24 protein-coding genes and 1 pseudogene are annotated in these 22715 nt (G+C 52.2%); 13 read left to right on the top strand and 12 right to left on the bottom strand.

The annotated features are described in order from the left end of the window. Positions 1-25: 25 nt before the first annotated feature. From KF947_RS13755 to KF947_RS13740, 4 genes are read right to left on the bottom strand one after another with little or no spacing between them, the layout of a single operon-like run. A complete protein-coding gene (locus KF947_RS13755; protein ID WP_159340861.1) occupies positions 26-646 on the bottom strand; it encodes an NADH-quinone oxidoreductase subunit J in 621 nt (206 codons plus the stop codon). Then, positions 643-1569, bottom strand: a complete 927-nt coding sequence (locus KF947_RS13750; RefSeq protein WP_159340860.1) for an NADH-quinone oxidoreductase subunit H — start codon at positions 1567-1569, stop codon at positions 643-645. Before KF947_RS13750 ends, KF947_RS13755 begins: the two co-directional genes overlap by 4 nt. Then, a complete protein-coding gene (locus KF947_RS13745) occupies positions 1556-2872 on the bottom strand; it encodes a hypothetical protein (protein WP_227404208.1) in 1317 nt (438 codons plus the stop codon). Before KF947_RS13745 ends, KF947_RS13750 begins: the two co-directional genes overlap by 14 nt. After that, positions 2863-3210: an NADH-quinone oxidoreductase subunit A gene (locus KF947_RS13740; protein ID WP_035556078.1), complete on the bottom strand. Its 348-nt coding sequence runs from the start codon at positions 3208-3210 to the stop codon at positions 2863-2865. Before KF947_RS13740 ends, KF947_RS13745 begins: the two co-directional genes overlap by 10 nt. A gap of 548 nt (positions 3211-3758) precedes the next feature. On the opposite strand from KF947_RS13740, the gene KF947_RS13735 reads away from it, so the two are divergent. The 11 genes and pseudogenes from KF947_RS13735 (at position 3759) to KF947_RS13685 (ending at position 13581) form a co-directional block, all read left to right on the top strand. Beyond that, complete coding sequence (locus KF947_RS13735) at positions 3759-4130, top strand: copper resistance protein CopC (RefSeq protein WP_159340858.1); 372 nt, start codon at positions 3759-3761, stop codon at positions 4128-4130. A gap of 105 nt (positions 4131-4235) precedes the next feature. Then, positions 4236-5039, top strand: a complete 804-nt coding sequence (locus KF947_RS13730; RefSeq protein WP_227404207.1) for a copper resistance D family protein — start codon at positions 4236-4238, stop codon at positions 5037-5039. A 282-nt stretch (positions 5040-5321) separates the two neighbouring features. Beyond that, positions 5322-5855: a plastocyanin/azurin family copper-binding protein gene (locus KF947_RS13725; RefSeq protein WP_159340856.1), complete on the top strand. Its 534-nt coding sequence runs from the start codon at positions 5322-5324 to the stop codon at positions 5853-5855. A gap of 14 nt (positions 5856-5869) precedes the next feature. Continuing rightward, on the top strand, positions 5870-6535 hold the full coding sequence (locus KF947_RS13720) for a response regulator transcription factor (protein WP_227404206.1): 666 nt from the start codon (positions 5870-5872) through the stop codon (positions 6533-6535). Beyond that, on the top strand, positions 6522-7856 hold the full coding sequence (locus KF947_RS13715; RefSeq protein WP_227404205.1) for an ATP-binding protein: 1335 nt from the start codon (positions 6522-6524) through the stop codon (positions 7854-7856). The genes KF947_RS13720 and KF947_RS13715 overlap by 14 nt, the downstream gene beginning before the upstream one ends. Before the next feature lie 68 nt (positions 7857-7924). Continuing rightward, complete coding sequence (locus KF947_RS13710) at positions 7925-9814, top strand: copper resistance system multicopper oxidase (RefSeq protein WP_227404204.1); 1890 nt, start codon at positions 7925-7927, stop codon at positions 9812-9814. A gap of 9 nt (positions 9815-9823) precedes the next feature. Continuing rightward, positions 9824-10594: a copper resistance protein B gene (locus KF947_RS13705; protein ID WP_227404203.1), complete on the top strand. Its 771-nt coding sequence runs from the start codon at positions 9824-9826 to the stop codon at positions 10592-10594. Positions 10595-10718: 124 nt separating this feature from the next. Continuing rightward, positions 10719-11135: a hypothetical protein gene (locus tag KF947_RS13700; protein ID WP_159340851.1), complete on the top strand. Its 417-nt coding sequence runs from the start codon at positions 10719-10721 to the stop codon at positions 11133-11135. A 220-nt stretch (positions 11136-11355) separates the two neighbouring features. Then, a pseudogene (locus KF947_RS13695) lies at positions 11356-12403 on the top strand (IS3 family transposase). A gap of 109 nt (positions 12404-12512) precedes the next feature. Further along, positions 12513-12995: a hypothetical protein gene (locus tag KF947_RS13690; RefSeq protein WP_227404202.1), complete on the top strand. Its 483-nt coding sequence runs from the start codon at positions 12513-12515 to the stop codon at positions 12993-12995. A gap of 373 nt (positions 12996-13368) precedes the next feature. Then, entirely contained in the window at positions 13369-13581 is a 213-nt protein-coding gene (locus KF947_RS13685) for a hypothetical protein (RefSeq protein ID WP_227404201.1), read from the top strand. 376 nt (positions 13582-13957) lie between these two features. On the opposite strand, the gene KF947_RS13680 is transcribed toward KF947_RS13685, so the two are convergent. Further along, positions 13958-14701 carry an antitoxin Xre-like helix-turn-helix domain-containing protein gene (locus KF947_RS13680; RefSeq protein WP_227404200.1) on the bottom strand — a complete coding sequence of 248 codons (744 nt, stop codon included), beginning with the start codon at positions 14699-14701 and terminating at the stop codon, positions 13958-13960. 343 nt (positions 14702-15044) lie between these two features. Between KF947_RS13680 and KF947_RS13675 the strand changes: the two genes are divergently transcribed. Then, positions 15045-15290, top strand: a complete 246-nt coding sequence (locus KF947_RS13675) for a hypothetical protein (protein ID WP_227404199.1) — start codon at positions 15045-15047, stop codon at positions 15288-15290. Continuing rightward, on the top strand, positions 15287-15517 hold the full coding sequence (locus KF947_RS13670) for a hypothetical protein (RefSeq protein ID WP_227404198.1): 231 nt from the start codon (positions 15287-15289) through the stop codon (positions 15515-15517). The genes KF947_RS13675 and KF947_RS13670 overlap by 4 nt, the downstream gene beginning before the upstream one ends. A 107-nt stretch (positions 15518-15624) precedes the next feature. Here the strand turns inward: KF947_RS13670 and KF947_RS22215 are convergent, their stop codons facing one another. The 7 genes from KF947_RS22215 to KF947_RS13635 form a co-directional block, all read right to left on the bottom strand. Next, positions 15625-15831, bottom strand: coding sequence for a hypothetical protein (locus tag KF947_RS22215; protein WP_162527870.1), 207 nt, complete (start codon positions 15829-15831; stop codon positions 15625-15627). Then, positions 15818-16348 (bottom strand): type IV toxin-antitoxin system AbiEi family antitoxin, encoded by a 531-nt coding sequence (gene abiEi / locus KF947_RS13660; protein WP_227406299.1) that lies wholly within the window; start codon positions 16346-16348, stop codon positions 15818-15820. The genes KF947_RS22215 and abiEi overlap by 14 nt, the downstream gene beginning before the upstream one ends. 818 nt (positions 16349-17166) lie before the next feature. Continuing rightward, on the bottom strand, positions 17167-17592 hold the full coding sequence (locus KF947_RS13655; RefSeq protein ID WP_227404197.1) for a hypothetical protein: 426 nt from the start codon (positions 17590-17592) through the stop codon (positions 17167-17169). Between the two features lie 270 nt (positions 17593-17862). After that, entirely contained in the window at positions 17863-18624 is a 762-nt protein-coding gene (gene qatD / locus KF947_RS13650; protein WP_159340845.1) for a Qat anti-phage system TatD family nuclease QatD, read from the bottom strand. Next, positions 18621-19886, bottom strand: coding sequence for a Qat anti-phage system QueC-like protein QatC (qatC, locus tag KF947_RS13645; protein ID WP_227404196.1), 1266 nt, complete (start codon positions 19884-19886; stop codon positions 18621-18623). Before qatC ends, qatD begins: the two co-directional genes overlap by 4 nt. Continuing rightward, positions 19883-20716, bottom strand: coding sequence for a Qat anti-phage system associated protein QatB (gene qatB, locus KF947_RS13640; RefSeq protein ID WP_159340844.1), 834 nt, complete (start codon positions 20714-20716; stop codon positions 19883-19885). Before qatB ends, qatC begins: the two co-directional genes overlap by 4 nt. After that, positions 20716-22584, bottom strand: coding sequence for a P-loop NTPase fold protein (locus KF947_RS13635; protein ID WP_159340843.1), 1869 nt, complete (start codon positions 22582-22584; stop codon positions 20716-20718). Before KF947_RS13635 ends, qatB begins: the two co-directional genes overlap by 1 nt. Between the last annotated feature and the right edge of the window lie 131 nt (positions 22585-22715).

The following is a 22715-nucleotide window of genomic DNA, read 5'->3' as shown; positions in this document are numbered from 1 at the left end:
AAGCCTCCCTGCTTTGCTGTCCTTGTCAGTGGTGGTGATGTCCGCCACCCTCTTCGTCTTCGTCCTTTTCCTCGGGCTTACCCGCCGGATCGCCACCCGGCTCCAGCCCCGGCGGTAGCGAGCCCACTGCAGCCGCCCCATAGCGGCCCCGATGACTCGACAACACCACCACGCCGATCATGGTGGTTAAAAGCACGATGCCCGCCGACTCGAAGATCAGCATCGAGTCACCAAGCATCTCATTACCTAGGGATCTAACTGGCTCAAGGTCTGCCGAGACTGGCTGGTCAGGAAAGGCAGCCAATAGCGCCATGGCGCCCAATACCAGGAAGCCGACAATCCCCGCCCCGATAGAGATACGCTCCTGGTGAACCATATTCATCGGGTTAAGGCCGGCAGGATTCATCATGAACATGACCATGAACAGCGCCATGACCGTCATCTCCACAGCCATCATGAAGAACATCGCCACGCCCAGGTATTCCGCTGCCAGCAGAATCATGATCACGCCTACGGCGATGAACGACACCAGCAGGAAAAAGGAGGCGCGTACCATGGAATCGGTACGAAACACTCGCCATCCGGTGACCACCGCGAGCGTGGCCAATGACAGAAACGTGATATCAATGCCAATGCCGTGATTCATAGCAGCGCCCCTATGCCAGCCCACACCAGGTCGATAAACGACAGTGGTAACAGCACCACCCACATCAAGGTGACGCAGCGCTCAGGGGCAATACGCGGCAGTACCCGTCCAAGCAATAGCAACACGAGTAGCACTGCCAGCATCTTGATGGCCACCCATAACGGACCGGGTAGCCAAGGTCCCATCCAGCCACCTAAAAAAGCACTTGCTGCCACACCACTGAAAGCAACCAACATGGCCGCCCGAGCCACATCCCAGACCAGCCGAGGTGGCCCAGAGATCTCAGAAGCCGTTCCTCCAGCCAGGTCCTTCGAATCAGCAAGGTTGAGCGGGCCCCAGAAGGTCATGCCTAGGCCGACAATCAGAAACAATGGCAACCCCAGCGGTTGGCGTATGACATTCCACAGCGCTTCTTGCGAGGCGACCACTTGGGTGAACTGTAGCGATTCGGCCGGCAATGCCACGCCAATTAGCACAAACATGCTGATCAGGATGTAAGAGAGCCCTAGCGCCACATAACGGTAGCCGCCGATGAGTGCCAGCAGCGCGTTTGCCGACCAGCCATGCAAGAAGATAACCACTGTCGCTAATGCTTCCACGCTGCCCCACAGCACCACGCTGGTGACCAAGTCAGTGGCGACCAGCGACTCCGACCACGGCACCACGGCCAGTCCGATAGCAGCCAACGCCAAATACAGTGCCGGCGCCAGCCGCCAGGCCTGCCAGTCCGGTGCTTCGGTGGCATTGGCGTGTTGGGTCATCAGCCAAGCCCCCCGGGCCATGGGAGCAAGCCAGACACGGCCTGCCTGAGGGGCGCCGAATGCACCGGCAATAAGCCGATCAAGCACCGCTACGACGTAGGCGCCGACAGTCAGCATGAACATCACCATCAGTACTGGCAGGATCAGCTCACTTAACAACATTACCCGAACCTCCCGGCACTGCCCGTGACTCACCAGGCGACTGTGTTCCGCCCCCTCCATCGGCTACCGCCGCTATATCCAGACTAGCAATAGTAGCCAGTGCATCGCCCCACTCCAGGCCTGGTAAGACCTCGTCAAGAATCGCGCTAGCATCTTCGGGAGGCTGTTCGTCCCACGGCCCCCGTGGCGTCTCGATGCAATCCACATCGTTCGTGTACACCTCATCCCGTTCGGCCTGGCGTGCCAACATTAAGGATTGTTCGACTTCGTCCAAGATTTGCTTCCAACGGGCCGAGACTCCTCCTCCGTCCTGGCATACGGGGGAAAACCCTAGACGGCGATAACCGGCATCGTGTGAACGCAAATCATCAGCCAGCCCGGCAGCACGAGCGGCAGGCCCGCCAAACTGTCGGGCCTGCTCTGTATTGAGCACACCACCGCCTACAGCAGCCAGATGAAAGAAGCCACTGCGAACCAGGCGTCGACGTAGCCCATCTAGCGTGCTTGATGTCGACAAACCGTATGCCAGGCGCAAGGAACTTAGGCTGAGTGCTTCCAGCCCAGCAAGATGCAGCGCATGGTACAGGCGCTGCAGATGATGACGGGCCCGTGCGAGCTCAATCTCGGCGATGGGGACGGGGTGCTTCCGAGCGTTGAAAAACACCGCGTCGAGGCGTTGCGGATACGGCTCCAACTGCGTTTCCCATGACTGAACCAGATCCCCCTGCAACGTAACCTCCGCTGCCATGCCGGGCGGAAATGCCATGAAGAACGGCCCGAGCCGAAAAGTCAGCGAATCCAGCGTCAAACCATCGCTGATATCGTCCTGCATATTCATGGCCATGGGCCGCCCGTAGGGCACTCCACCCATCATGCCTTCGCCACCTTGGCCGAAGTCTCCTTCACCTTTCCAAGGATTGGGCGGTCTATCCGACAAGATGCGGCATCCACTGTCACGCTGGCCTGTCATCAGTTCACGATGTGCTTTGGTTAGAGCCGCAGGTAAATCGGTGAGATCATCGATCCGATCCACGTTTTCAAGATGAGGCCACGGTTCGTTACGAAACCACAGCGTAGTGAAAGGATCAGGCAACTGATCGTGAACACGACGTAGAGGCTCTAATCTATCAGCCGGAACCTCCCCCGCAATCAGCAACACACTGGCGTGGCGTGGCGAATCGACCAGTTCGATTTCCGGCGATAGCGCGAGGTACCGCAGCGCTTTATCGCCCTGCTTGCCCAGCACAGGAAATACGGGAGCCCGCTTATGCGAAGCGAGTTTCCGTAGCCAGTTCACTGCCACTTGAATACCCCCTCACGCCAGGCGTAAACAATGCCAACCGACAGGATGGCCAGGAACATGCCCATCTCCATTACTGCCATCATGCCCTTCTCTACGAAGACAACCGCCCATGGATACATGAACATCATCTCCATTTCGAAGGCGATCAGCAGCAGCGTCATGGGATAATAGCGGACGTGATAGCGGCTCCAGGCGTGGCTATCTGGCGTACCACCGCCTAGAAAAGGCGCGCGCTGCGGGTAGGTGGCTATCGGCTGGTGGCGCATAGGCAGCCACTGCACTAGCAGGCCGGCGCCTAAGCTCAGTAATAAAACAATAAGCAGAGTCAACAGTTCCATGCGAATCCCTCGCGTCATTAGCCAGCAGATCCTTGCCGTAAATTACAAAGTAGTAGATTTGACCTGCACATATGTACGAGCGTAGATAACAATCTTGAATGTAGACTGAATATGCTGTCTAAAACTTGGTACAAAAAGTAATAAACCGCAAGGTGGGTGCAGTCTCTGAGTGCAACACTACCTAATAGATGGCGGGCGGACTTTCATGATGCTTTGCCAATACTGAACCGCTCCGGCTTTACTGGAGACTCCTTTTCAGATCATTTTTTCCGCCATTTTCAGCTCTGTTTCAGGTTGGCACGCTATAACACCGACTCAGTTCCATGAAGAAGAGCGCGTACAAATGCTGCTCAAATACATCTTCACCCAATAAGCGAAAACCCAGCAGCCAAAGAATCCATGAATGCTCTCTTGGTTCTTTAAGAGCAAGATGCCATGTGCCTTGTTCGTCAAATAGGGCAAATGAACGATGTCTGAAGGCTCAACCGAATCAGATTTGAAGCCTCCGCGACGAACCATTCAAGCCTAAAAAAATATAAGGAAACGGTATGCAAAAGAAGACGACTTCGCTCCCTATTATTCACGCTACCTTAGCAACGCTGTTGCTGTCGCTCGCAAGCCCAGTGTTGGCCCATGAAGGGGGCGCAAGCACTTCGCCTAAGGATGGCGTCACCATTCAGGATTCCCCAGCAGAGATTGGCATCGAGTTTGGTGGCATGATGCGCATCACCCAGTTTGAAGTGGCAGGCCCGGACGGCCCCGTTCCTCTTGATGGTCAGCCAGGCAGTGAACAGGTCGATCGCTACTTCGTAAAGCCCAGTGACATTCTTTCGGCTGGGGATTACCAGGTGCGCTGGCGTGGCCTATCGGATGACGGGCACATGATGTCTGACGGTTTTAACTTCTCGGTCGAGCCTTGACCCGTGGTCTGGTGGCCCTCAGTAAATAGCCTTGATGTCTGGACCGTCGCGATGATTCTCGTGGCGGCCGGGATTTACCTTAGTGCCCTAGTCGCGACGGGGGCCGTGTTGTTTCGTCTAGCGTTTCCCCGACTCCCTGATCACGACCGGAGGCGCGTCGCCCGCATGGGCATCTTTGCTGCCTGGGCGGGGGTCATTCTGATTCTGTTCCAGTGGCCTTTAGAAGCTGGTTACCTTGGGGGCGGCAATATCGCTGCTGCAACCAACCCAATGCTGCTCGGAATCGTGTTCGAGGGTGCGCCCGGGGTCCGACTAATACTGGCGGTAACTGGCTTGCTGCTGGTCCAGGCGATTCAGCTTAATAACTTAGCGCTCTCGAAATCAGCCAACAGCTTGAGCCTAGTAGGCGTGTTACTGGTGATGCTGGCTTTCGTGCAGGTGGGGCATACAGTAAACACCCCACGCCTCGTTCTAGCTGGCTTGCTGATCGTTCACCTGATGGCGGCAGCATTCTGGGTGGCCTCGCTGTGGCCGCTGTTCCATTTAGTGGGACGGGGTCACAACCAGGACAATACCGCCCACATTCTGACCCGTTTCGGGAAACTCGCTATAAGCGGAGTCGGCTTGTTGGTACTGGCGGGCGTCACGTTGGCCACGCTACTAGCAGGCGGTCTCACGCCACTGCTCACCACGGCATATGGACAGTTCTTGATTGGCAAGGTATTGATTGTGGCGGTGCTACTGTTATTTGCTGCCGCGAACAAGTGGCGGCTTGTTCCGGCCTTTGAGAACGGCGACGCAACAGCCCCAAGACGGTTACAGAGAAGTATTGCACTGGAGATGGTGCTGGTCGCGGTTATCTTGTTGATCACGGCGGTGCTGACAAGAGTGTCATCACCGAATGGGTGACTAACAGGTCAACCACCTTGTTGAGCCATTCCAGAGATCGACCATTAACGTCGCCTTCTTGTGGGCCGTACTCTGAGGTTTAGGCGGAGGCTGCCATAGGCAATTGCACCAAAAAGACGAAAAGTCATTGCTGCAGCGTTGACTCTAATCAGGGGGTCAGGATCCATCATCATGTTAGCAATGCTTTTGGGTAGCAGATCATATTTTTACGTTAGGTTCAGGCTCGTTTCAGGTTAACACCGTATAAAGAACAAGTGACACTAACCTCTGAGGTAAATGACCATGCGCAAAATCTCCTTAACAACGCCTTTGTTTGCCCTTTCACTAAGCTTGATAACGAGTGCGGCATGGGCTTCGCCCGGCCAAGGCAGTGGTGACAATGGCCTAACCGAGGCTGACGTTGACCGCACGATCAGCCTTGAAGCTGGCGATATGTGGTTCGACCCTGAAGCGCTAGAAATGGCGGCAGGGGAGGTGGTTAAATTTGAAATTACTAACACCGGCAATCTAGAACACGAATTTGTGATTGGTAGCAAAGAAGCCCAAGAAGAACATCGCCAGATGATGCTAAACATGGCCAATGGCGGAGGCCATGACATGTCGAATATGGCACACGGTGAAGGCCACGATATGTCCAATATGTCAAACGGCGATGGTCACGATATGGCCAATATGAGCATGGAAGGCGTCACCATTGCGCCTGGTGAGATTGGGTCTCTATTATGGCGTGTTCCTGATAATGTTAACGAGCTAGAGTATGCCTGTAACATTCCCGGCCATTACGAATCCGGCATGTACGGCAATTTTTCTCTCTAATCTGACGTATATCCATGAAACTGTTGCTACTTGAAGATGATGACTTGCTAGCGGAAAGCTTAGCAGAGAGTCTCAAAGACAACGGTTACCTAGTTGATTTGGCCGCTTCCTTGAAAGCGGCCAAGTCGCTGATGGCAACCGAGCATTATGAACTGGCGATCTTAGATGTCGGTTTGCCCGACGGCTCAGGGCTGGATCTGCTCGCCCAGTGGCGCAGGCAAAAACGCGACACGCCTATTTTGATCCTGACGGCCCGCGATACCTGGGAAGATAAAGTTGTCGGCCTTGAGACGGGGGCCGATGACTATCTTACCAAGCCCTTCCACGAAGCCGAACTGATGGCCCGGCTGAAGGCCTTGCTACGTAGGCAGTCTGGTCAGTTATCTCAAGTGATCACGCTTAACGGCGTTTCGTTGGATGAAGCGGGTCAACGAGTGTGCTTAGAAGGTGAAACGTGGCGTTCGCTCACAGCGACCGAGTTTCGGTTACTGCGCTACTTAATGCTGCATCCTGATCGCATTCACTCGAAAGAGCAGCTACTAGAGCAGCTCTATGCATTGGAGCAGGATGCCGCCGCGCCTAACTTGGTCGAAGTCTATGTCGCTCGTCTGCGCCGTTATCTAGGCAAATCAATTATCCAAACTCGCCGCGGCCAGGGGTATTTCTTTGCTTCACATTGATCGGCGTAGTTTACGTATTCGACTACTCGCCTGGCTAGGCGGCGTGGCGCTATTCGTGGTGGTGACGACCTGGCTACTGCATGGCATATTGTTACAGAATCTTGCTCGGGATTTTTTGGGTGAGCGTCTTCAGCGCGAAGCCAATCATGCGGTCGCACAGCTAGAGCAGGACCAAACGGCTGTCCCGACTGCGCTAGACTCGGTTAGCCAAGGCTATCAAGTCTTTCATCATCTCTACGTACTCCGCTTTAACGACTTGATCAGCGCTTCTGACCCACAGTGGCAACAACAGCTAGCACCTTTGCTAAATGAAAGCGGCGATGCCCTAATAGACGTGAATCGCGGAACGCAGCACATGCTCGTCTACCGACGTCATTTTGAGTGGCAGGGCACACAGGGTGTGCTGCTAGTGGGTGAGGATTTTTCTCAAGTAGAAGCAGGGCTTGCAACTTTGCACTGGTGGGTAGGTGGGATTGCCGCTGTGCTTTTAGGGATGCTCATCATACTCAATATGCTAGCGGTTAACCGTGGACTCACGCCACTTTGGCAACTGCGTCAACAACTTGAAGCCTTGCGATCAGGCAAACGTGATCGCTTGTTATTAGTAGCCCCTTCCGAGCTAGATGAATTAGTCGACCAGCTGAACTGGTTTATGGATGATATCGATCATCGATTACAACGCTCGCGGGAATCAGTCGCCAATCTTTCTCATGCTTTAAAAACCCCGCTGGCAGCAATTACCCAAGTACTGCGCGGCAATCGGCCCATTGATGAAAACCGACGGCATAAACTGCTCAGCCGTATTGAAGATATTAACGCTCAGTTAGCTGCAGAGCTGCGTCGTTCGCGTATTGCAGGGCCTAACGCGGGTCGAATGGCGAACGTCACGCGAGATAGTTCACGGCTCATAGAGATGTTCCGCAGCCTTTACCCTGAGCGTATCTTCAACCTCACCCACTCGGCAGGCGAGAAAGACCTAGTGCCTATTGAGGCTCACGACTTTTCTGAAATATTAGGCATCGTGCTCGATAACGCTGGCAAATGGGCGAATAGGTGCGTTAATTGCGATATTGCCGTCTCCGCTACCACACTCACGCTCACCATTGATGATGACGGTTTCGGCGTTGCAGAAGAAGATTTTTCGCGCTTGGGAGAGCGTGGCACACGATTGGATGAACGCCGTCCCGGCTACGGCTTAGGCCTGTCGATTCTTGCGCAGTTAATTGCCCGCTACTCAGGGCACTCGCGTTTTGAGCGTAGTCCACTGGGTGGACTGCGCGTTACGGTTACGTTGCCTCTTGCAGTTGAAGTGATTAATTAATCACTTTTCAGCTTTGATTCAGCTTCTTCCATCAAGATGGTGCCATTCATCATTGATGGGAGTTACACATGGCACGCTCAAGCATCATTTCTCACCCGCTTTCTCGCCGGCAGGTCCTAAAAGGCGGCGCTGCCCTAGGAATAGGTTCCGCTGCCGCAATGGGACTAACCCCCGCCTGGGCAAACCCCTGGGGCCGCAGCAATGTCTACGCGCAGGGCGTCGAAGAAGGCCCCGAAGTATCACTGGCCATCCGTCGCGAATCACACCCGATTGATGGTCAGGAGGCAACCCCCATTACCATCAATGGCACCAGCCCAGGCCCGATGATTCGCTTACAAGAAGGGCAGGACGCGGTGCTTCGCGTCACTAACCTGCTTGATGAACCTACTTCTATCCATTGGCATGGCCTCATCCTACCGCCGGAAATGGATGGTGTGCCTGGTGTCAGCTTTGCCGGTATCGCCCCTGGTGAAACCTTTACCTATCGTTTCCCTGTCCGGCAGAACGGCACCTACTGGTACCACAGCCACTCAGGTCTGCAGGAACAGCTAGGCCATGCGGGGCCGCTGATTATCGACGCCGCCGAGCGCGAGCCTATCCGTTACGACCGTGAGCATGTGTTACTGCTCACCGACTGGACCTTTGAAGAACCGATGTCGGTGTTCCGTAATCTGAAAACCATGGAAGGCTATTACAACTTCCAAGAACGCACGATTGCTGATTTTTTCGCCGATGTTCGCGAAAAGGGTTTCTCACAAACCGCCGAGATGCGCGGTATGTGGGCCCAAATGCGTATGAGCTCGCGGGATATCGCCGATGTCACCGGCAGCACTTATACCTACCTGCTCAACGGCCACTCCCCCCAGGAAAACTGGAACGCGCTGTTCAAAGCCGGTGAGCGGGTACGGCTACGCGTGATTAACGGTTCGGCCATGTCTTACTTCGATGTCCGTATACCTGGCTTGAAGATGACCGTGGTAGCCGCTGATGGCCAGCCGGTGCAACCCGTTCCTGTTGATGAATTCCGTATTGGCGTGGCGGAAACCTACGATGTGCTGGTTTCACCTGAAGACGACCGGGCATACACCATCTTCGCCGAAGCCATGGATCGCAGCGGCTATGCTCGCGCCACGCTAGCCCCACGTGAAGGCATGCAGGCGGAGATTCCTGAACGCCGTCAAATTGCCGACCGCGGTATGGAAGCCATGGGTGCCCACGGTATGGGCGGGATGGATCATTCTGGCATGTCAAATATGGCGGGGATGGACCACTCCGGCATGTCGAATATGGAAGGTATGGATCATTCCAACATGTCGGAAATGGATCGCTCAAACATGTCGAATATGGAAGGCATGGATCATTCCAGCATGGCGGGGATGGACCACTCCAGCATGTCCAACATGCAAGGCATGGATCACTCTAATATGGGTGGCATGGCGGGTGAACAGGCGAAAATCGGCGAAAATGGCTTGCTCGTTGCCGGTGAAGCCCAGCCCGGCTCTCGATACGACCAGGCGGGCATCGGCATCGACCCTGATGAACGTCGTGTTTTAGTCTACCGCGATTTAAAAGCCTTCACGCCATGGCCTGACCGCCGTGAACCAGGCCGTGAGCTTGAGCTGCACCTGACCGGTAATATGGAACGTTATATGTGGTCGTTCGACGGTAAGAAGTTTAGCGAAGTGACCGGCCCCATTCATTTTGAGAAAGATGAGCGACTGCGCCTTATCCTCATTAACGACACCATGATGGAGCATCCTATCCACCTCCACGGCATGTGGATGGAGCTGGAAAACGGCCAGGGTGAATTGATTCCGCGCAAACACACCCTGAATGTGAAGCCCGGCGAACGCGTGTCTGCGCTGATCACCGCTGACGCCGAGGGCAGCTGGGCGTTCCACTGCCACCTTCTCTATCACATGGATGCCGGCATGTTCCGCGTTGTTCAGGTTTCTTAAGGAGGCAGTATGAAAACCAAGCACTACGTAACCCTCGCCAGCGCCGCCCTCGGCATGGCCGCCGCCCCTACCGCTTTTGCCGAAGATGGCTATGCGGCTCCAGATCACTGGCCAGCGCCCACGATGGAACACAACATGGGCATGGGGCTGTTCGACCGGCTTGAATACACCGTTCCCGACAAAGGCCAAGACGCCGTGGTATGGGACTTTCAAGGCTGGTACGGCGGTGATATCAACCGCGTTTACCTAAAGTCAGAAGGCGAGAATGTCCAGGGCGATGGGGAAGATGCTGAGTTTGAGTCCTTGGAACTACTTTATAGTCAATTAGTGGCTGATTTTTGGGAGCTACAGGGGGGTATCGGTTACCAAGGGGGGGTATTCTCCGATGATCACGCCGAACGCACCTATGGGGTTATCGGCCTACAAGGGGTGATGCCCTATGGCATTGAAACCGACGTTGCTATGCAAGTGAGTGAAGATGGTGATGTCGCCGCCAGTTTTGAGGGTGAATATGATCTGCGCCTGACTCAGCGGCTCTACCTACAGCCGCGCACCGAAATTGCCGTGGCCGCCAGTGAGGTGGAAGAATTTGGCGTGGGCGAAGGGCTTAACTCCGTTCGTGCTGGCCTGAGGCTAGGCTATGAAGTCACCCGCCGCTTCGCCCCCTATATCGGTGCTTATTGGGAGAAAGAGTACGGCGACACTGCAGATCTCACCCGCGCAAGTGGCGACAACACGGAAGACACTGGAGTTGTTGCAGGTGTTAGACTGATGTTCTAACAACTCTGGTAATGGATAACTTTTAACGTCACCAAATGGTGGCGTTTTTTTTATTTTTAAATTCAGCTTCATTTCAAAAACCACAGCTAATATAAACAAGTCATCAACCACTGGAGTAATTATCATGAAAGTTAAATCAATTATCTTTGGAACGCTTGTAGCCAGCATTCTTTCAACACCTGCATTGGCTAACTATGGGACGACTACCCAGGATCTGCCCCTACTTGAAAGAGGCGTCTCTTCTACACAAGTGCTTGCCCAGGGCCAATCAAAGCGTTTCAATATTAACATTGAACAAGCGACTACGCTGAAGGTGGCAAGCGAGCACTTTCCAGGCGCAACCAGCACTGGCAACCGTATCTCTGCTGTGCTTTATAATGCAGCGGGACAGCAGGTAGCAGAAGCATCCAACCCACGTGGTCATTTTGAAATGGTCCGCCAACTGCAGCCAGGCAATTATCAACTTGAAGTGACAGGCAATGCACTTGGAGGTACTAAAGAAAATGACAATAACCGATATGAGTTACATGTTGACTATTAATATGTAGTCACTATTTAAGATATTGGGCCAGCCTTTATGCTGGCCCTTTTATTTAACATATATTTCTATCGTTGAAGAAACCTATTCGTAACCCGACGTTACCCCCCGATTGAGTAGCGCTACACTTTAGAGTCCGATCCTATGCGTAAGGAGATTGGACATGAAGAAGCGTTTCAGCGAAGAACAGATCATTGGTTTCCTGGGCGAAGCCGAAGCGTGACTGCCCATCAAGGAGCTATGCCGTAGGCACCGTTTCTCAGAAGCCACTTACGATCTATGGCGCAGCAAGTTTGGCGGCATGAGCGTACCCGATGCCAAGCGACTCAAAGAGCTCGAAGCCGAAAATGGACGCTTGAAAAAAGCTGCTCGCGGAGTTATTACTAGAGATGGAGGTCACTCGCGAGGCGCGGAGAAAAAAGTGGTGAGTGCCCCTGCTCGCCGAGATGTGTTGCGCTTTATGGTGATAAGTGGCCTCAGTGAGCGCCGAGCGCTCCTTGTCATCCGTGTGAGTGCCAGTGCATTACGCTATCAATCGGCTCCTGACCGTAATGAGGCATTGCGTGAACGCATTGTTGCCTTGGCGCATCGGCATCGTCGCTATAGCGCTGGCATGATCTACCTGAAGCTGCGTTAAGCCGGTGAACAGGTCAATTATAAGCGCGTCGAGCGCCTCTACGCGGCGGCTCGGTTGCAGGTAAAACGACGCAAGCGCAAGAAGGTGCCCACCCATTGGGTCGTCCTGGCGCCGCCAATCAGGTCTGGTCAATGGATTTTGTGTTTGACCGTACCGCAGACGGGCGAGTGATAAAGCACCTCACCGTTGTCGACGACGCTACCCATGAAGCCGTGACTATTGTGCCTGAACGTGCCATTGACGTGCTGTCGTTAACACGGCTTCTGGATCATCTGGCTTTATAACGTGGCCTACCTAGCGCCATTCGCACGGATAATGGAAAAGAATTTTGTGGGCGCGCCATACTGTCGTTGGCGCATCTACGTGGCGTTGCACTGTTTTAATCGAGCCTGGAAAACCCAATCAAAACGCCTATATCGAATCATTCAATGGGCGCTTTCGAGATGAATGTCTGAATGAGCATTGGTTCATCAGTATTCACCACGCCAAGGTTGTCATCAAAGCATTGCGGCGGGAGTACAACGAAGAAAGACCGAAGAAGAGTCTTGGAGGGCTAACTCCTTCCGCCTATGCCGAGCAACTGGTGGTAAAACACGATAAAGTTACTTCTAACTCTAAACCTGGGTGCTACTGAAGATGGGGTGACATCGCTAGAATATGTAAGACCTTTCAAAACAATTCAATAGAAAAATCAAACATGAGCCATATCTTAATCTAAGGAATGGTCATTTAACGGAGGAAAAATGGGAACAACGAAAGATATAGGCCAAGCAATTTTCGCGTACCGTGCTTTCGATTTGCGCGACCATTTTCCTCAACCTTTAGAGACCTTTCGTGAAGCCCTGGAGTGTTTACAAAGCGATGTTGCCTATATGGCCGCAATGAGCGGAGAGATCATAGCGTACTTGCGGGGCGGAGGGTCGATAAAGATTCCTGATGACTTTTTCATTTATCGTTCAGACAATAGTATTGATCTCTTGGGCAAAGAAGAGAACGATGCTATTTGCCTAGCAGTGGAAGCTTGGCTCCTTGAAAGGTTGGCTCAAATTAGTGCTGATTTATCACCACCCGAACCATCACGTTTAAGGCCCTACAAGCTTGAGCTACTTCTCGACCAATGTGACGCGAATGCTGATGAAACAGATGACGTATGCGCTTGGCGTGATCTAACTGAAGTAGGACGGGAGCAGCTTGATGAATGCGCTGCACCTAAAAAGCTGTTATAAATATTGTTTGTCATCTGACAATCGAATTGTTTGGGCACATTAACTAACGCTGGCAATCATGATCAAATGATCTGAAAAATGGCTAAGAAGTAAATTTCTACCCTACTCTGAGAAAGAGCTGGTGGCCAACCTCACACCACAATCCGCCCATGCTGATGAAATAGCCTTACTCGCACCTAGAGAACTTGAACCTAGAATTAGTACGGCTGTGGGTAAAACGTCCTCAAGAGATGCACGAATGGATGCATGGTGAGGTCTAAAATCGAGTGACTGCATTGCCAGCAGGAAAAATGAATGGCAATGGAGCAAAATGCCAAGAAATATGCCTTTACCATGGTTATAATTCATGAATATTTTGAAGGAGGTACGACTGATGGCAGCAAAAGACGTTGATCACTCCCCCGGTGCAGCATCTCGTCCTCTTCGCATCACCACTCCTTCCGGGGAAACGTATGTACTGGGCAAAACGACAAGACCCGAGAAAGAACAGAATAAAGAAGCATTGCTACAAGCAAGGCGTAGAGCGCATGAGCGTGCACGCGATGTTATTTTCGAACATAGAAATGAGCTGCTAAAAAAAACCTAGCAGACATCGAAAAACAAGAGCTAATTGCTTTAGCCCTAACGAAAATCGACGAGATTCTCCTGTTCGAGAGGCATTTACCAGACATCCGCCAATTGGTGAGCATGGCCCAGACACACATAGCCGAGGCGGAGACATCAAACAAGCCTCTATGGCCAGTCTATAGAAAATTGGCTAAAAACCCAGATTAAGCTCTATCAAACGCTAATTGAGGCACTTAGGATCCAACCGGCAAGGAGTTGTTGATCTTCTTCTTGGGCCCAATTCTATAAGATCCTCAGCAGTACGATGGCCTCTCTGTTAAGAGTTGTTTAATGGTGTCGTTTTTAAATTTCAGCGCTACGAGAATGATTCTCGAAATCCATGGCTATGGAGTAATTCAAGCCAATCCAACTTTCCGTTGGGCGTCAAGATAGTCTCGAAGAGAGCGCAAAGCCGATAAGCCACCGCGATTCATCAGCTCCATGGGAGAGAGACCACTAAAAGGGGCGTTATCGTTCAAGTCATGAAGCCACCGTTGCCGGTCTTCTACTTGAGGAAATAGCAATGTTAACGACCGATAGATCCCTAGGAGGTTGGATGCACGTTCAAGCTGCTCAGCTGATAAGTTTGTCTGTAAAGGCGTAGCTGCCCACTCACGATAACTATCGATATTAATTTTTAGAAGCGCTGCCATGTCTGTATCAGACAGCCCCCATTCATGAGCAATCGTTGGGAACGTACGCATCACTGCAACACTTGTTTCCGTACTATTATGCGCCGCAATACGATCAGGACGGCGGTGCTGACGCCATTCTATCCAATCGATCTCATAAGCCAGTGGGCCATCCTCGTTTTCAACCACTGGGCACCCGGCACCAGTGAGATAGCTTATAAAACCGTCTTGGAGCTTTGGTGGTACCTCATGAACTCTGATATAGCGAGTGCCCGTCGGGGCAATGTGTGTAGGAACTTCTCCTGGCCTCACGGCATTGGTTGGCTCCAGGAGATCGGCTTCCCAGTGCTCACTGTCCACCGGCTCAAACGGCTTATCGTAATGCTGAACAGATCCGTTTAAACGCTCAAAAGAACTTCTAGCATTGCCTTCGACAGTAGGTCTTTGCGGATCGTATTTTTGCGACATAGTGATTTTCTCCTCCCAACAAACCTACCCATCTTATCCTCTCAAACGCTTACGCGGTTTCTTGAAAGTAGACGGTCTGGCATTACCCTTCGACAGCGGTATGTTAACGGTAAGCGCTTAAAAATATGTCCGGAAGACTGTTGCTAAATCAGTGCTGTGACAGCATAGGCACACAATGTGATCCTAGGGATATCAACAACAAAAAACTACCGGTTTCCAAAGAGCAATCTATAAAACATACATCGTGGCGCTTCACGTAGTACCGGGCGCTTGGCCATATTCTCGACTATGGAGAGCCATGTAAGCCAGCATATGCTTCAAGGAGGAAGCCACGAATCGCTACTTGGCCGGTGCCATCGGCGGCCTGCTCGCCACCATTCCCATGACCCTTGCCATGGAGGCACTCTATCGGCGACTCCAACGAGAAGAGCGCTACCCGTTGCTGCCGCGTGAGATAATCCAGAATCTTCTGCAGAAGGTGGAGGCGGATGGGCTATTGGACGAAGAGCAGCATGTCGAGCTAAGCCTTGTCAGCCACTTTTGCTATGGTGCTTTCGCTGGGGCGCTATACCCCGCCACACGCCAATGAATCGCACATCCTTTGGTCTACGGCAGCGGCTACGGCGTGGCGATATGGGCAGCGAGCTATTTCGTCTGGTTTCCGGTGCTGCATATCCTCTCGCCGCCTCACCTTCATCCAGCCAATCGCCGCCGGCTAATGATGCCGTTCATCTGATGTGGGGGGCCAGCACCGTATGGATTTACGAATGTCTGGCGAACCGACTGGATGCCTCCCCTCAACAACAGCTGATTTAGCCACGCACAACTTGCAGGCTAGGGACGCTACAGCCAAGATTCTCCTGCATCTGCTCGCTGCCCCAGTTGATGAAGTCGATCACCCCGAACTCGTAGGCTTCGGAGTATTAGCCCGGGTCGTAGCCTTCGAGTTGATGCCGCGTGGGTTCTCCTCGGCTAGCCGCTACGTGTATCGCACTCTTCGACGCTGGAGCGAATAAAATGTCGAAGTGCAGACGTTCTTTTTCGAGGACTTGCTGCATCGCATTGCGTCCGGGATCTTCCATTGCCATGTCAACGAGCTTGGCAAAACCCTCAGGCTCAATCCTGGCCATGGATCATCTCCACATCTACTAAATAGGTATTTCGGCCCACACGTTTGAGATCTGCCCAGGCAGCGTCAGGCGTCGCCATCTTGAGCGGCCGCCCAATGTCACGCATGCGCGGCAGCAGCTCGATGATGGGCCTGCTTGTATGCGTGAACTCAATGGTTCCATAAGGGGTGCGGTGCGTCCCTTTACGGCCTGTTGTCATAATGGTTAGGCGATCGACGGGGATTTGTGAGATGGCCCCATACTCTGACAGGGCTGACTCTAGCGAGACGTAGCTGTACTCCCCTCGGCGCATGGACCGAGCGATTCGTTCCAGCCGATAGGAGTCGGGAGTACGCGAAAGGGAGTAGCAATAGACTCCCCTGGCTACGCCTTCGAGAATGCCATGCTTACGCAGTCGGTTGATCCCTTCCTGAAGGGTTTTTGGGCTGTCTTCATGAAATATCTTTGCCAGGTCATTTCGCGTGAATACGCTTCGCCCGGTTTTGTCCCAGCTGTCCAGTCGCTGCAGAGCTGTCATCTGTTTCACAGGTGTACACCAACACTATATATTTATAGTCTAGGCGTACAGAAGTGTACGCGCAAAACTGACCATGATTCCTAAACTACCGACATCTAGCGATTGCTCCGATCCAGTACCAAGAAAGCGATTCACACCAACCTCTCAGGCCGGTTTGAGCCCAGTGCATCAACGATTACTAAAGCGTGCGTCTTAGGAATTTGGATATGACGTAGGATACAGCGACTCCCAATAATATCAGAAACACCACCTCCAGCAGCGCTGTTGCCGTAAGGCAAACAGCAATGCCGATTAGCCTGTGCAATGGGGGATGCGCCAAAATAGGGGTATGACGGTTCTGCCCCATAAATATAATAATAAGGAAAAGAGGTGGTTGTCGCGAAGGATAGGATTTTGCTAGGCGCCGTTTGTCTCACCGGCTTGGTAGCGATGATTATTCTGGCTTTCTGAATGACTTGTGAGTGGTGGTAGGACAAGCCTGCTGTTGATTCGGGTGTAGCTGGCTTAATGAGGTATCAAGTTGGCGCGTTCTTGCAGGTGTGTGCGGTTTTATTTTGGCTTGGCTTCCACCTATTTGGTAGTAAACCTCACCACAAAACTTCCAATACAGATTGATCGAGGGAAAGTACCCTGAGTAACACCGACCCCAGTGAAAGCATAGTCCTATGGGCTTATAGCGGCTGCCCTATCACACAAGACAGACCTCACTTGCTGCGGGAAGCTTTTTCCATCCCGTTAAGGACAGAGACCTCATTACCTTGTTGGATCGATTGAGGCGTGTCGATCGTTGTTGCCAATATTCCTGATCGTTGTACTCACTACCCGTGCAAGATTTCTTGAACCTCATCAAGAGCGGCGTCGATAACGAGATCAGGATCTGTGGCTATCAGATTCTGAGGTTTTAGCCCGCCAAGATAGCTATTTGCCGACTGGAACCAAAAGGCCATTCCCCACCCGCTTTTATCATCTTTGAAGATGTCGATGATTTTCGACATGACGCGGTATGGTCGGTAGCCAGCATCTTTCTCAAGCCCAAACGCAGGATAGTATTCGGTACCATGGTCGTTAATCGTAAAAATGTCACCTTGTTGTTTCCACTGCGCAGGATGAACACAGTCACTACGTGAGCTGACGCCTGGCAAATGCAATATCTCATCGACAGTTAACCAATCGCCGCTTTCCGTCACGGCTCGACGCGATCTTGCTTCCATCTCTGCTTCACGCAAACTAGTTGGTGTGGTCATATGCTTAGGCACCCTTATCTTGGGTATATGTTCTGGTCCATTATTCTGGGGATTTTGCAAATAAGCTAGTCATCGCGTAATTGACAGTCGTGGTAATCGAGGCTAACCATGCACAAGCGGCCGATGATGGAGAACGACTAACACCTTACTGAGTTCAACCTACTCGTGAGAAAGTGATGGCTAACGGCAACCATCGCACGCTCAATTGACAAAAAGAGACTACCAGCTACACAACCACTCATCTTAAGGGTTATAGCTGCAACTTATCTATTAAATGAGACTTGCCGCTGCCGTAGTACGGCCCATCTGATCAAGCAATACTTTGGCATTGCTAATCAATTGATAGTGAACATCTATCAATGGCATTGCCCAAGCTTTGCTAAGCAGACTGGACGTGATTTCGAAATCCCATGGCATCACGGGTTGATCATCTAACTGTGCAAAGGGACCATCACTTTCAGGAACGACCTTTTCCTTCGGAAGCTTTTTGGCCAATGCCTTCCCGGCCGCAGAATGGAAAGCTGCTGGGCCAATGCTGAACCAGCAGCCTTGCGCCGCGGCGGCTTTAAGCTCCGATACCGTTCCGGTGAACCAATGCAAAACCGGGATACCGTGGTCAGGGAACTCTCTAAGTAGCGTTAACACGTCTGGAACCGCCTGCCTCGAATGGATACTGAGCGCTCGCCCACCCAAGTCATGACATCGCTTCACGGCAGTAGCAAAAACTTGCTTCTGCTTTAGGTAGCTAGAGGCAAACCTCTTGGAGCCATCCAAACCGATCTCACCGACAGCATTGGCACCATCAATCAGCTCTATGAGAATATCCAACTCCTGAAAACGATCGCCAGCGATCTCAGGGTGCAGGCCGGGGCTGATCAACATTGACTCGTGATGACTGAGCACCGAGCTCGTTGCCTGGAAGGCTTTCGGGCTCGTAGTTACTAGCCAAGTGAATAAGTTACGACGCAGTGCCTCGGCATGCACTTCTCTAGCTTTGGGATAGAGATCTACGTGACAATGAAAGTCAATCAAAGCAACTGATCCTGAGCAAGAACGGCTTCCAATTCAGCAAGCCCCTGCTTGAGGACTCGGCGATAGCCTGGACGCTCCTCAATTGATGCAAAAGTCAGTGTGCCCCCCAGGAATCGATCCAGTCCTCTCTGCTTGGCATCAAGCACAGCCAGAGCTACTGCCATAGGGTCATCGGGGCCACCGGACTTATCGCTGCCTACTACGGATGGAAAACGATAGTCGGTGGTATCGGATTCTGGTTCCCAAGCCAAGAACGCAGCGCGACGAATCAGGCAAGGTACACAACGACCACAGTGCTGACGATTATAAGTCCTGAACCGCCCGCAGCTTGTGGAGTCTGAAGCCAACTCTCTCAACTTCTCTGGATCGAGGCAGCCTCGCATCATCTCGCCTTTGGTTTGCAAGCGATAAGGCAATACCAGCTCCACAGATATCCCCAGTTCATCAAGCACATTCTGGAGCATGCCAATGAAGAGCGGGTGAGTTGTGCGTGTACTCAGGCTCGACACTCGTCCAGGTACCAACGGAGGATTAATACAGATAAAGCCATTTTCAGGAATGTAGATCTGCGGCTTAGGCAAATTGATCTTTGTAGAGGCGAGCACGGCAAACGCGTAGAAAGCCAAGGACCGGGCACGAGTTGACGATTCCCGCACACCTTTGAAACTTATGCCGTGGCTCCACTGATAATGTGAGCCAGTGCCTGCCAGCAATTTAGCATAGCGTCGCTGCCGCTCCGAGTCCTTATGCGCAAGCTGGGAAACGAACAAAGGGCGCTTTTCTTCAGTCACTAAATTGATGCCCCCAATCAGGCTATCGAGCCCACCTGATAGCAAAGAAACGCAGTCGTTCTGGAGATAGTCACCATCTCCCTGAGGAGGCTTAGCCCCTGCATCATTAAAAATTAGGGTCCAGTAGTCGCCAGTCAAAATCTTTAGCATTTCCTCAAGATGTTGCTTGAGTGGTACCCACCGCAGCGGTTCACAAAGCCCTACAGTGAGTTGGATCGTGCGCGTCCACCCGTCTGCACTGGTATTTCTGGGGCTGGCCAAGTCAGCACTACAGACCGCAAGACAAAACTGAACAAAGTCCCAAACTACCGGTGATGGCCGGAATCCCGCTCGCTTCAGTGTTCCATGCCAACGGTTGGCAATTGCGCCAACATCATTGCGTTTGGCTCCTTTAAAATACGAGAAAACTCTCTCACCTGCTTGCAGCTGCTGCGGTATTCGATCCACGGTGGAGCATAAAATCTTGTTCATTCGGCAAATACCTGCAAAGCAGATTGAAGGACTGATTGCGCCAAGTTCTTAGGGTCTGTATGTGAGGCTTTTTTCTCCTCCAGGGTCACCCGTACCTCTGCCCAGACCCACTCTCTTATGTCCGTTCGGCGCTCTTGGATCTGGGCTGGGTCATGCTTAAGTTTTTCGTAGGTCTGCCCGAGCTGCATATCGATGCGCTGACAGATTTGATTAGCAATTGTCAGACCAATCACTTCGGCAATTTGAGCATCTGTTAAATCAAAAATATCGACGTTCGGGTGGTTCTCGTAGAGCTTGGCTAGCGCATTAGTACCTGCGTCACGCAAAGATTCTTCGTCAATACTACCCGAATCTGAGATAACCTCTTTTAAGACCTCAAGCGCCAAGTCAGAAGCGGAAAGATTGGCCGCCCTACAGCGTGCGACCCAGTCCGTTACTCGCGGATCCGTACCATCTCGAACTGCTTCGAGGAACTGGCCGAGAGCCCCGGCTCCTTTTGCTGTGCTACGCATAGTGGAAGCAGCACGGCTTGCTCCTCCCATTCCTTTTGACACCATGCTCCGGATAGCACCACGAAGATTGTCGCGATTGCCATTTTTTAGGTAAGAACCCATTTGCGATCGCGCAGGACCAAAGCGACGATCTGGAGCAATAACATTCTCGCCTGCCACAGGCGAATCACTGTCAGGCGCCCCCTCGCCAATGCCTTGTTCAGGATCTGACTGTGTTTCACCATCAGGATTGCTTGGTGCCGCTCCATCTGGAGCGAGCCATTCTGGGTCAAAAGGAGATCCTGCACGGCCACCACTACTAGATGTTGAAGTCCCCATCAGCGCTTCGCCTTCAAGTTCACAATCGCATTCTTAGTTGTCTTAGGCAGTTCGTTAAGATCCTTCCAACGATCTAAGACCTCGTGCGCCCATGGTTGGGCACCTAGGGTGGGAATAATGCCGGGCCCGACTTGCTTTAGAGGGGCTTGTTCTAACAAACTGGCTGCTTTTTTTCCAATTTCCGGAAAAACCTTGCAGCACTCAATAAGCATCACAATTTCATCATTGCGCTTCCAATTGCGAGTGGTGCTACAGCTCAGCCATGCTTTGGACATCGCCAGTTCGGTCTGATCAGGCCCAATCTTGTTCATAAGGTCTGTGAGGGATTTATGCCCACTAGTGGCAGTCTTTAGAGCATCACGAAGTTTTCTTGAGTCAGGCGTCATGTTGTCATCGCCAAAGTCACGCGTGCCCGAGTCACGGCTCAGGTGAAGCAATGGGCGTAAATCTTCAGTACCAAGTGCAGGTGGCAAATCGAGCCACTGACGAGTAAAAGGGTTGTCCTTGAAAGGCTCGGGCAACCGAGCCTGGCTTGCAGCAGCACTCTCTGCTTCAGCAAGAACCTCTACTCGACCGTCATTGTCCGAATGCACCTGTCCAGCCAACGCTTCAGCTAGAGTTTCATCACAACGCTCAATAAGGTGCCATTTCGCCAATGCAGCGATATCTAGCTTGATTCCCTGCGGCGCAGAAAGAGCCTCTCGTAGATAAACTGTGTTTAGGAAGCGCTTCATAAGCCGAGGGTTAGCATTGACTGCTGATGAGCGATGAAGCAGAGACGCCAATCCCTCTGCGAGATTCATCAAGCTTCTCAATGTTTCGTCTGTTCCGACTAGTTCATAGAGAAACTCTTGATTGATCGTATCGCCTCTCCAGCTGTTTCTCAGTCTTTCGGGAATAAGCTTGAGCGCGCTTTCGAACTTCTCTTTAGTGAAAGTACCAGCCTTGGCCTCTCGCTCGAGCAAGAGCAGTGCCAGGTAGGCTTTTGCCTCATTGAGACCAAGCCGCGGAACGTGAAGTGGAACCTGGATGAGCTTGTCAAAGTAATTGGTGGCGACGTCACTCGAAATCCCAGCCCCATCGAAATGAACTTTTACCGCTGCCTTAATAAAGTCGTTATCGGCAGCAACGACGAATGCGCTGCGGGGGATAAATAGCAGCAGGCGAATAGACTCCAGCGTTGAAATAGCAGTTTGTGGAAGGCACCGATCCAAATCATCGACAAAAATGACCAAGGTGACTTTTAGGTCGTCGAGAAGGCTTTCCAGCGTGTCACGGAAGGCTTGGATATGAGCCGGCATGGAAAACGGCTCACTCGGTCTCAATAAACCCGCCGCCGCAGCCGCGATACCCTCAGCATCCACGTCTACCTCTTGTGTTTTTCTTGCGTCCGTAGAAAGGAAGTTAACGATGGAATTGAACGTTTTGCCGAGTGCTCCAGCCGGAATGCCAGTCGTTAATGTCAGTGCGGCTTCACCGCTCAACTGAGCAATCCTGAGGAGGTTGATACGACGCCATAGCTCATCAACCTTATCTGCTATGGTCTCGTTTTCTTTCGCAAGCCGAACAATCTCGTCACCTACGATTTGAAGCAGAGCACTTCGCGCAGATTCAAAATCCTGATACAGCCACGGATTGAAAGTTAGCACGACGAAGGTATTATCTGGTTTTTCGCTTCCATCTGATTCGGATAGTGTGTGCAACCGTGCAGCAACCATCTTTATCAAAGATGACTTACCTGCTCCCCATCCCCCAGACACTCCAATGGAAATAGGAGCGCCATTTGCGCGCTTAAGCATACTCGCACAAGCATCAGCCACTACGCCAAAATTCAGGTAATCAATAGCCGTCTCATTGTCATGCCACATGGCTGAACATCCGTTATCCAAGATGCGTAGCAGGCAAAAATTTCTCGCCACCAAGGGATCAAACGTAACCGGAGCAGCTGCTAATTTCCATTAAAAAGTCTTAGGAATTTCCAACCTAATGTTCGAATGGG

Origin of the sequence: Halomonas sp. FeN2, from assembly GCF_020595105.1 — a bacterium.
In the GTDB taxonomy this organism is placed as follows: domain Bacteria; phylum Pseudomonadota; class Gammaproteobacteria; order Pseudomonadales; family Halomonadaceae; genus Vreelandella; species Vreelandella neptunia.
Note: the sequence above shows the minus strand (reverse complement) of the source record. Positions and strands in the feature narration are given on the sequence as shown.

What these genes read in the sequence shown, in the direction of transcription:
- KF947_RS13680 (WP_227404200.1), bottom strand. Translation starts at nt 14,701, where the DNA reads ATGTCGCAAAAATACGATCCGCAAAGACCTACTGTCGAAGGCAATGCT.
- KF947_RS13720 (WP_227404206.1), top strand. Translation starts at nt 5,870, where the DNA reads ATGAAACTGTTGCTACTTGAAGATGATGACTTGCTAGCGGAAAGCTTA.
- KF947_RS13725 (WP_159340856.1), top strand. Translation starts at nt 5,322, where the DNA reads ATGCGCAAAATCTCCTTAACAACGCCTTTGTTTGCCCTTTCACTAAGC.
- KF947_RS13655 (WP_227404197.1), bottom strand. Translation starts at nt 17,592, where the DNA reads ATGACCACACCAACTAGTTTGCGTGAAGCAGAGATGGAAGCAAGATCG.
- KF947_RS13705 (WP_227404203.1), top strand. Translation starts at nt 9,824, where the DNA reads ATGAAAACCAAGCACTACGTAACCCTCGCCAGCGCCGCCCTCGGCATG.
- KF947_RS13685 (WP_227404201.1), top strand. Translation starts at nt 13,369, where the DNA reads ATGGCAGCAAAAGACGTTGATCACTCCCCCGGTGCAGCATCTCGTCCT.
- qatC (WP_227404196.1), bottom strand. Translation starts at nt 19,886, where the DNA reads ATGAACAAGATTTTATGCTCCACCGTGGATCGAATACCGCAGCAGCTG.
- KF947_RS13690 (WP_227404202.1), top strand. Translation starts at nt 12,513, where the DNA reads ATGGGAACAACGAAAGATATAGGCCAAGCAATTTTCGCGTACCGTGCT.
- KF947_RS13635 (WP_159340843.1), bottom strand. Translation starts at nt 22,584, where the DNA reads ATGTGGCATGACAATGAGACGGCTATTGATTACCTGAATTTTGGCGTA.
- KF947_RS13670 (WP_227404198.1), top strand. Translation starts at nt 15,287, where the DNA reads ATGAATCGCACATCCTTTGGTCTACGGCAGCGGCTACGGCGTGGCGAT.
- qatB (WP_159340844.1), bottom strand. Translation starts at nt 20,716, where the DNA reads ATGGGGACTTCAACATCTAGTAGTGGTGGCCGTGCAGGATCTCCTTTT.
- KF947_RS22215 (WP_162527870.1), bottom strand. Translation starts at nt 15,831, where the DNA reads ATGGCCAGGATTGAGCCTGAGGGTTTTGCCAAGCTCGTTGACATGGCA.
- KF947_RS13735 (WP_159340858.1), top strand. Translation starts at nt 3,759, where the DNA reads ATGCAAAAGAAGACGACTTCGCTCCCTATTATTCACGCTACCTTAGCA.
- abiEi (WP_227406299.1), bottom strand. Translation starts at nt 16,348, where the DNA reads ATGACAGCTCTGCAGCGACTGGACAGCTGGGACAAAACCGGGCGAAGC.
- KF947_RS13740 (WP_035556078.1), bottom strand. Translation starts at nt 3,210, where the DNA reads ATGGAACTGTTGACTCTGCTTATTGTTTTATTACTGAGCTTAGGCGCC.
- KF947_RS13700 (WP_159340851.1), top strand. Translation starts at nt 10,719, where the DNA reads ATGAAAGTTAAATCAATTATCTTTGGAACGCTTGTAGCCAGCATTCTT.
- KF947_RS13755 (WP_159340861.1), bottom strand. Translation starts at nt 646, where the DNA reads ATGAATCACGGCATTGGCATTGATATCACGTTTCTGTCATTGGCCACG.
- KF947_RS13710 (WP_227404204.1), top strand. Translation starts at nt 7,925, where the DNA reads ATGGCACGCTCAAGCATCATTTCTCACCCGCTTTCTCGCCGGCAGGTC.
- KF947_RS13750 (WP_159340860.1), bottom strand. Translation starts at nt 1,569, where the DNA reads ATGTTGTTAAGTGAGCTGATCCTGCCAGTACTGATGGTGATGTTCATG.